Source organism: Galbibacter sp. (assembly GCF_035306585.1).
In the GTDB taxonomy this organism is placed as follows: domain Bacteria; phylum Bacteroidota; class Bacteroidia; order Flavobacteriales; family Flavobacteriaceae; genus Galbibacter.
Window position 1 is genome coordinate 1 of the sequence record NZ_DATGNU010000066.1, and the last position, 7,996, is coordinate 7,996.

Genomic DNA, 7,996 nt, shown 5'->3' on the forward strand with positions numbered 1-7,996 from the left:
AGCACAAGACAAAAGCAGAACCATATTTCAAAAAAACGTTTAACTCATTTTTAAAAGCCAACAACCAAAAAAAAGGGATCAAGTCCTATAGCTATGTGGTCGCTCTGCTTGTGAATTACCACAAAGCACAGCATAAAAAAACAGTGAGTATCAAATTCTCGAAAGCTCACTGCTTTAATCATCTACCAGTGGAATACGCTACACCAATGGTCATTAACACAAATTAAATAGTAGGGTTAATTAATAGCACTATCTAGGTAAGAACATATAAGCTCGGTCACCATAGTACTTTCCTTTTTTCCCGCTTTGGAATAAGTGATCTTTCCTCTAGTAATACGTTGCATTTGATCATACTCATACCTCGCATCATAGCTATGTTCCAGCACCATATCTTCATCCATAAAATCTATGCTTGCCGGGATGTTTGAAGGAATCAATCTACCTTCAAACAATTGTGCTCTACTTTGATCTAATTGATTTTGTTCAGCGGCCTCTATGATCCCCCCAGCCATCAAATAAGGCTTAAACATATTAGGTAGTTGATAGAATCCAATTTCAACATATTTTACCATTGGAGGCTCATCTTCCGAATATAAAATCAGTTTAAGTAAGTAAGGCTCACCCAGTTCGTTTGTATTTTGGGGAATAATATCATAGCTGGTATGATCATAGGGAATTTTAGAAATTTTATCCAAATAAAATATACCGCTTATCACTTTTTTGAAATTGTTTAGTGTGCCATTTTCTTCCTTATATACTAAACTAAATGGTTTTGCTCCTGGATTGGTAAAGTTGATAAGTTTAAGATCCTCATTATATTCAAAACTATAGGTTTGTGCCTCTTGATCCTCGGGTATAATCTTTATCGAGGTCAACAACTGTGCTGGTTTTACTTTAGAAGGCTCCTGAAAGATCTTATCGAGCGAATCGTCACAACTCGCAAATACAAAAATCACTGACAGTAGTGCCAGTAGTCTAATTTTATGAAACATATTTTCCCCTTTATAAATTTAGATAGCAAAGATATTTAATGCCAACATGGGTACCTTACGGTAAACCGTAAGGCAATTATAAATGCTACGATTTACATCAAAAACAATCGGGGGCACTATGGCTTTATTAGATAGACCATAAAGAAATGATACGACCAACCCTGCACAAATCCACCAAAAAAATTCCCCAATATAACATCCCAGGATTGCCAAAAGGCTGGTGCGAAATTTATAATAATCTGCACAAAAAGATTATAAACTCTGTCTTCGGTAGCATTAGCGCATTTACCACATTCTAGGTGTGAAAAACCATACATATTAACAGTCTAAAACACTCTTATTATGTTAATAACTAAGTCGTTACACCCGTTTTTTAGTTTGACTTTTCCATTGATTTTAAATAACATTATAGCTCGTTGTATAAGCACTCGATAATCGTAAAATTTTAAATCATGTTTCCAGAAAAAGATCCACAACTAGAAAAAATTATGCATCAATTAAGTCCCATATTGGACCTATGCTATGTTTTCAAATCACAATTGCGATCCACCGCTTCTAAGCAACCTTTAATGATAGTTTTACATCAAGGAAGCACCGCTACAGTTACCCAGGCGATGATCGCTAAAATGAACCTCATTTTCAAGCAAGCACCTGCATACACCTTTAAGGTGTTTCCACTTAAAGGTGCTTTAAGTTCCTTAAAACAACACAATTTGTTTTTTATGCAGCATTGTCAGGCGAAAAACCTGATCTACCCGCAAAAAAACGCACACTTGCAGCAGTTCAACCTAAAATTAAGCCAAGGAACGTTTGATCTGGCAAGAGAACAAATCGATCGGCAACTTAGTTCTTGTGTGCACCACTTAGATGCCGCCTGTGAATATAAAGAGGAAGGAAGCTATACAAAGGCACTTCACTGCTTATATTCCTATCAGAAAAATGTCATGGATATAGCGGCAGCGTTCCATTTTGGACAACCGTTTCAAGAAGTCTTGTTAAGCGAATGTCAAAAGCTATTTGCTCCCTATGACACCAGGTTAGGCACGGTGTATGATACTGGCAATAAGCAAGATGGTCTATTACTGCACTATTTAGACCAAACGGCCACAGGGAATTTGCCCACTTCCATTAACGCCGAACAAATTGTGCAAATAACCACCAAAGCCAATACGGTCCTTAAAGCAACTTTGAATTTATTTCGAAAACAGCTCCTGGCCACCAAACACGCCATTAAAAAGCGCGGAAAGCCAAAACAGCTACCCCAAACAGGTACCAGTGGAAAAGAACAAAAAATCCGCGAAGACCTTCAAAAGTTAGTGGATCGTAAAATCCTAGAACTACGCCCTGGCCACGAAAAAATCTATTACAAGGCCCATTTAAAAATAGACGGCACAGCCGATATAATGTACCATATTGCAGCAATGCTAAAGGTATGCATACTGGCTTTGGGGAATGATCATACAGATCGCTTTCCAGAGCCAAAACTCAATATTCAAACCACTCTGGAGCACATTTTAGATTTACTTCCATTTGAAGAAATGGAATGTTTGGAACGTATCATTCATGAATTAGAAATCAACACAAACCACTATGTATTAGAGCCTCCAAAGTGTTACTACGCTTAAAATTTGATCAATTCTATTCCAATGAAGTGCATAAGGCCTCGAACAACTTATGTTTCTATCAGGCCACTAGTGCAATATCTTTTGTGCTTTGGCCTTATTTTTTTCCAGATTTAGGATCATTACAGCGCTGCACCAATTCTCCCCTTCAGGGCAAGGACCTTTGCTAAGGATCGTCGTAAATGCTTATTTTTGTCAAAAATTCGGTGGATTGAAAACAATAAGCAGTACTCAAAATAGTCTTGTTAAACAACTTGTACAACTAAAGGAAAAATCCAGAGAACGTCGCAAATCTGGTTTATTTGTCCTGGAAGGAATTCGTGAACTTCAACTTGCTGTCAAAGCCGGTTACCAGATTCAGCATATTTGGTTTGATCCAGAAATCATCGCCCTTGATGATTTAATGAAGCTATCTAAAGTACACAGCACGGAACACTACATCCAGATTACCAAAGAGATATACCAGCGGCTTGCCTATAGACAAACCACAGAGGGCGTCATCGCTGTTGTTAAGAGTATTTCCCATAATCTCCAGCAGCTCACCATTGGTGAAAACCCACTGATTCTCGTAGCGGAAGCGCCGGAAAAACCTGGAAACATAGGAGCCTTACTTCGCACTGCCGATGCAGCCAAACTGGATGCTGTCATTATAGCCAATCCTAAAACCGATCTTTATAACCCCAATATCATTCGCTCTAGTGTAGGATGTCTATTTACAAACAATATCGCTACAGCAAGTACTACAGAGATCATCGAATTTCTAAAAGCTAAAGGCATCCAAATCCATGCCGCGGCATTAACGGCTTCGGTAAATTATAGTTCGGTGGATTATAATAAACCATCAGCTATTGTAGTGGGCACTGAAGCTACAGGTTTAAGTGATACCTGGCTAGAGAATTCCGATCAAAACATCATCATCCCTATGCAAGGTGAAATAGACTCCATGAATGTTTCTGTCTCTGCTGCAATTATCATCTTTGAAGCCAAACGTCAACGAGGTTTTTAGGACAAGTACCAACAAAATTCACCACTGATCAAAGCAAAGTGTTCCCTTAATTTACAACGTACTAATTAAGAAAATAAGCCCAATATACCTTATGTATTGGAGGTGATTCGATTTACATATTTTGAAAATATTTCAGATTCATTATAAAAACCTACATTTACAACAATATATAAAACACGCAGCGGATTAATTACCTATGAGTGCACAAAGTTTATTTTATATCATCATCGCAATTGTGATTATCGATTATCTAAGCGATCGTATTATTAGCCATTTGAACGCCCAAAAATTTGATGATCCTATTCCCGAAGATCTAAAAGATCTCTACCAGGAACAAGAATACAAAAGATCACAAGCCTATAAAATGGAAAACTATCGCCTGTCCAATATGGCTGCAAAGTACCTTTTGTTTATAACCATAGCATTTTTAATGCTCGATGGATTTGATATGGTAGATCGATGGGCAAGAGAAATAACATCCAACGCTACTTATATAACCCTTATTTTCTTTGGGATCATTTCCTGGGGTAGTGACATTCTGACAACACCAATTTCTTTCTATCAGACCTTTGTGATCGAACAGAAATATGGCTTCAACAAATCCAGCATAAAAACCTTTATACTAGATAAAATCAAGGGCTGGATCCTAATGGCAATCCTAGGAGGAGGAATCCTGGCCCTTTTTGTTTGGTTTTATCAAATAGCAGGCGATACCTTTTGGCTATATGCCTGGGGCATTGTGGGGGTATTTACCCTATTTATCCATATGTTTTACAGTCAACTCATCGTACCCCTGTTCAATAAACAAAGTCCTTTGGAAGAAGGAAGTTTAAAAACAAAACTACAGGCCTATGCCTCCAAGGTCGGTTTTCATCTGGAAAATATTTTTGTCATAGACGGCTCCAAACGATCCACAAAAGCAAACGCCTACTTTTCAGGTTTTGGGAAACAAAAACGAATCACACTTTATGACACCCTTATAGAGGATTTGGAAGAGGAAGAAATTGTGGCCGTACTAGCCCATGAGGTAGGTCATTACAAACGAAAACACATCATCTTCAATATCATTGCCTCTATTGCTTTAACAGGAGTTTCGCTCTATATTCTATCCCTATGTATTAGTATTCCAGAACTTTCCTTGGCTATTGGAGTTTCTAAATCCAGCTTTCACGCAGGACTTATGGCCTTTGGTCTTTTATACAGTCCTATGACCGTGTTAACTTCCATTGTGATGAATTACTTTTCAAGAAAATTTGAATACCAGGCAGATAACTACGCAAAACAGACCTATGCGGCCCAACCACTGATCACATCCTTGAAAAAGCTTTCAAGAACCAACTTAAGCAATTTAACTCCGCATCCAGCTTATGTTTTTGTAAACTATTCACACCCCACACTGCTTCAACGAATTAAAAATTTAAAATTTGGAACCCCTAAGTAATACTTGGGCTACCTTTGTAGCGGTAAAGGCAAAAACATTCCAGCATTACAATACTCCCTGAATTGGTAAGGTTTTCTCTATGACCAAGACCAATATAAACAGGCATAAAATTTGTTGTTTAATAATAAAGATTATTTTACATTTAATCTATGAGGGTATTAGATGAAGAAAAAGAGAATAAACAGATCGCGCGACAGTATAAGGAATTATTGCGGATCAGTTATCAGACGCTAAGCGATGAGGATAAAAAACTCATACGCCACGCTTTTGATACAGCTGTTGATGCGCATAAGGATGTACGACGTAAAAGTGGCGAAGCCTATATATTCCATCCAATTGCCGTAGCGAAGATAGTTGCCCAACAGATAGGTTTGGACGCGACAGCCATTGCTGCTGCCCTGTTACACGATGTGGTAGAAGATACCGCCTATACCCTCGAGGACATGAATGAAATGTTTGGAGAAATCGTGGCTCGTATTGTCGACGGGCTTACTAAAATCTCTAAGATCTCCTCAGAACAAGACATTTCACTACAAGCGGAGAACTTTCGTAAAATGCTCCTCACCCTAAATGATGATGTTCGTGTGATTCTTATAAAAATAGCGGACAGACTTCACAATATGCAGACCATGGATTCCATGGCACCACATAAACAGGTAAAAATAGCCTCTGAAACACTCTATATCTATGCTCCTCTAGCCCACCGTATCGGTTTGTATAACATCAAAACCGAGCTAGAAGACCTAGGACTCAAATACACAGAGCCAGCAGTATATAATGAACTGGTGAGCAAAATGGAAGAGAGCCAAGAGTCTCAACAACAATACATCGAGTCCTTTAGTGATATCATAAAAGAAAGCCTGGATGCTGAAGGATTGAATTACGTGATTCGAGGACGCTCAAAATCAATATTTTCTATTCATCGCAAGATGAAAGCCCAAAACGTCAGTTTTGATGAGGTTTATGACAAATTTGCGCTTCGGATCATATACAAAAGTGATCGCGATAATGAGAAGTTCTTGGCATGGAAGATCTATTCCATTGTTACCGATCACTTCCGCCCAAATCCTACTCGATTAAGGGATTGGATTTCATCACCAAAAGGAACAGGTTACGAAGCCCTTCACATTACCGTGATTGGCCCTAAGGGTCGATGGGTAGAGGTTCAAATAAGAAGTGAACGCATGCACGAGATTGCCGAGAAAGGGTATGCAGCGCACTTTAAATACAAACACGGCGATCAAAAAGAACAAGGAATAGAGAGCTGGTTAAACAAACTGCAAGAGGCACTAGAGAATGCGGAAGGAAACGCAGTGGATTTTGTAGAAGAATTTAAATTAAACCTCTATTCCAAAGAAATATTTGTCTTTACTCCTAAAGGGGAACTAAAATCGCTACCAAAGGGCGCTACCCCCTTAGACTTTGCCTTTAACATCCACACCGAAATAGGCCTTAAAACCAGAGGTGCAAAAGTCAATGGTAAACTAGTTCCTTTAAGTAGAGAATTAAAAAGTGGAGATCAAGTAGAGATCATCACCTCGGAAAGTTCTAAGCCTACAGCAAACTGGCTGGACTATACCACTACCGCAAGAGCCCGTTCAAAAATCAAATCTTCCTTAAAAGAGGAGAAGAAAAAAATTGGAGAAGAAGGAAAAGAGATCCTCAGGCGTAAACTAAAACAACTCAAGATCACCCTTAATGAGAAAACGGTAAACGACTTGGTGGTGTACTTTAAGCTCAAAACCAGTCTGGATTTATTCTACCGTGTTGGGATAAACACTATTGATAACCAGAAGTTAAAAGAGTTTGCAGCCTCCAGGAACAACACCTTTATCAATTTCTTTAAAAACAGGATTCGCAAGCCTGCCACTGCAGATGAAATCCACAAAGAAGAGGTTACCAATAACTTTGACTCCCTCGTTTTCGGAAAAGAAGAAGAAAAGCTGGACTATACTTTTTCAAAATGTTGTACCCCGATTCCAGGAGACGATGTCTTTGGATTTATTACCGTAAATGAGGGTATTAAAGTACATACGAAGAATTGCCCAAATGCCATTAGTCTACAATCCAATTATGCCTATCGCATTATTGCAGCTAAGTGGATTGACTCCACCCAACAGGAGTTTACAGTGATCATTAAACTAGAAGGGCTCGATAACCTAGGGCTTGTCAACAATGTTACCAAGGTCATATCGAGCAACATGCATGTCAATATGAAAAGTATTAACTTTGAAACCGAAGGCGGTGTATTTTCAGGTAAGATCACTGTGGAGGTAAAAAATAAAACCATATTGAAAAAATTGTTAGAAAACCTCAAAAAGATTAATGGTATCGATAAAGTAAGACGAATTTAATTTTAAACACTACATTTGTAGTTTAATTTGCAGACCTGATCATGACGACAGATAAGAATCAAGAAATCGTTAAGAATGTGTTCACTAATTTCTTAGAAGAGAACAAGCACAGGAAAACTCCTGAGCGCTATGCCATTCTGCAGGAAATCTACCAAAGCGACGAACATTTTGATATAGAATCACTCTACATCAAGATGAAGAACAAAAACTATAGGGTATCGCGTGCAACTTTGTACAACACTATTGAACTGTTATTGGAATGTCGTTTGGTTAGAAAACATCAATTTGGTCAAAATCAGGCCCACTATGAAAAGTCCTATTTTGACAAGCAACACGATCACGTTATTCTCACCGACACTGGAGAGGTTATGGAATTTTGTGATCCTCGTATACAAAATATTAAAAAAACAATAGAAGAGGTTTTTGATATTAAAATCGACAACCATTCCCTCTATTTCTACGGAACAAAAAATCAAAAAAATTAATCAATTTATTTACGGACAATGGCAGTAGATTTACTACTAGGACTACAATGGGGAGACGAAGGAAAAGGTAAAATCGTAGACGTTCTCACCAAAAAC

8 protein-coding genes are annotated in these 7,996 nt (G+C 38.2%); 7 read left to right on the plus strand and 1 reads right to left on the minus strand.

Annotation, left to right across the window (positions count from 1 at the left end; translation table 11 throughout):
- Positions 1–227 (plus strand): DUF3810 family protein (locus tag VKY50_RS07050; RefSeq protein ID WP_324300273.1); only part of this gene is annotated, 227 nt, incomplete at its 5' end.
- Positions 228–236: 9 nt separating this feature from the next.
- Here VKY50_RS07050 and VKY50_RS07055 read toward each other — a convergent pair.
- Positions 237–992 (minus strand): hypothetical protein, encoded by a 756-nt coding sequence (locus VKY50_RS07055; RefSeq protein WP_324300275.1) that lies wholly within the window; start codon positions 990–992, stop codon positions 237–239.
- 452 nt (positions 993–1,444) lie between these two features.
- On the opposite strand from VKY50_RS07055, the gene VKY50_RS07060 reads away from it, so the two are divergent.
- From VKY50_RS07060 to VKY50_RS07085, 6 genes are all read left to right on the plus strand, one after another.
- Positions 1,445–2,617, plus strand: coding sequence for a hypothetical protein (locus VKY50_RS07060; protein ID WP_324300277.1), 1,173 nt, complete (start codon positions 1,445–1,447; stop codon positions 2,615–2,617).
- Between the two features lie 208 nt (positions 2,618–2,825).
- Positions 2,826–3,620 carry a TrmH family RNA methyltransferase gene (locus tag VKY50_RS07065; RefSeq protein WP_324300279.1) on the plus strand — a complete coding sequence of 265 codons (795 nt, stop codon included), beginning with the start codon at positions 2,826–2,828 and terminating at the stop codon, positions 3,618–3,620.
- Positions 3,621–3,816: 196 nt separating this feature from the next.
- Positions 3,817–5,061 carry a M48 family metallopeptidase gene (locus tag VKY50_RS07070; protein ID WP_324300281.1) on the plus strand — a complete coding sequence of 415 codons (1,245 nt, stop codon included), beginning with the start codon at positions 3,817–3,819 and terminating at the stop codon, positions 5,059–5,061.
- 149 nt (positions 5,062–5,210) lie between these two features.
- A complete protein-coding gene (locus VKY50_RS07075) occupies positions 5,211–7,415 on the plus strand; it encodes a RelA/SpoT family protein (RefSeq protein WP_324300283.1) in 2,205 nt (734 codons plus the stop codon).
- Positions 7,416–7,456: 41 nt separating this feature from the next.
- Positions 7,457–7,900 (plus strand): Fur family transcriptional regulator, encoded by a 444-nt coding sequence (locus tag VKY50_RS07080; RefSeq protein WP_324300285.1) that lies wholly within the window; start codon positions 7,457–7,459, stop codon positions 7,898–7,900.
- Positions 7,901–7,918: 18 nt separating this feature from the next.
- The coding region (locus VKY50_RS07085; RefSeq protein ID WP_324300287.1) for an adenylosuccinate synthetase at positions 7,919–7,996 on the plus strand (78 nt) is incomplete at its 3' end.

What these genes read in the sequence shown, in the direction of transcription:
- VKY50_RS07075 (WP_324300283.1), top strand. Translation starts at nt 5,211, where the DNA reads ATGAGGGTATTAGATGAAGAAAAAGAGAATAAACAGATCGCGCGACAG.
- VKY50_RS07070 (WP_324300281.1), top strand. Translation starts at nt 3,817, where the DNA reads ATGAGTGCACAAAGTTTATTTTATATCATCATCGCAATTGTGATTATC.
- VKY50_RS07055 (WP_324300275.1), bottom strand. Translation starts at nt 992, where the DNA reads ATGTTTCATAAAATTAGACTACTGGCACTACTGTCAGTGATTTTTGTA.
- VKY50_RS07060 (WP_324300277.1), top strand. Translation starts at nt 1,445, where the DNA reads ATGTTTCCAGAAAAAGATCCACAACTAGAAAAAATTATGCATCAATTA.
- VKY50_RS07080 (WP_324300285.1), top strand. Translation starts at nt 7,457, where the DNA reads ATGACGACAGATAAGAATCAAGAAATCGTTAAGAATGTGTTCACTAAT.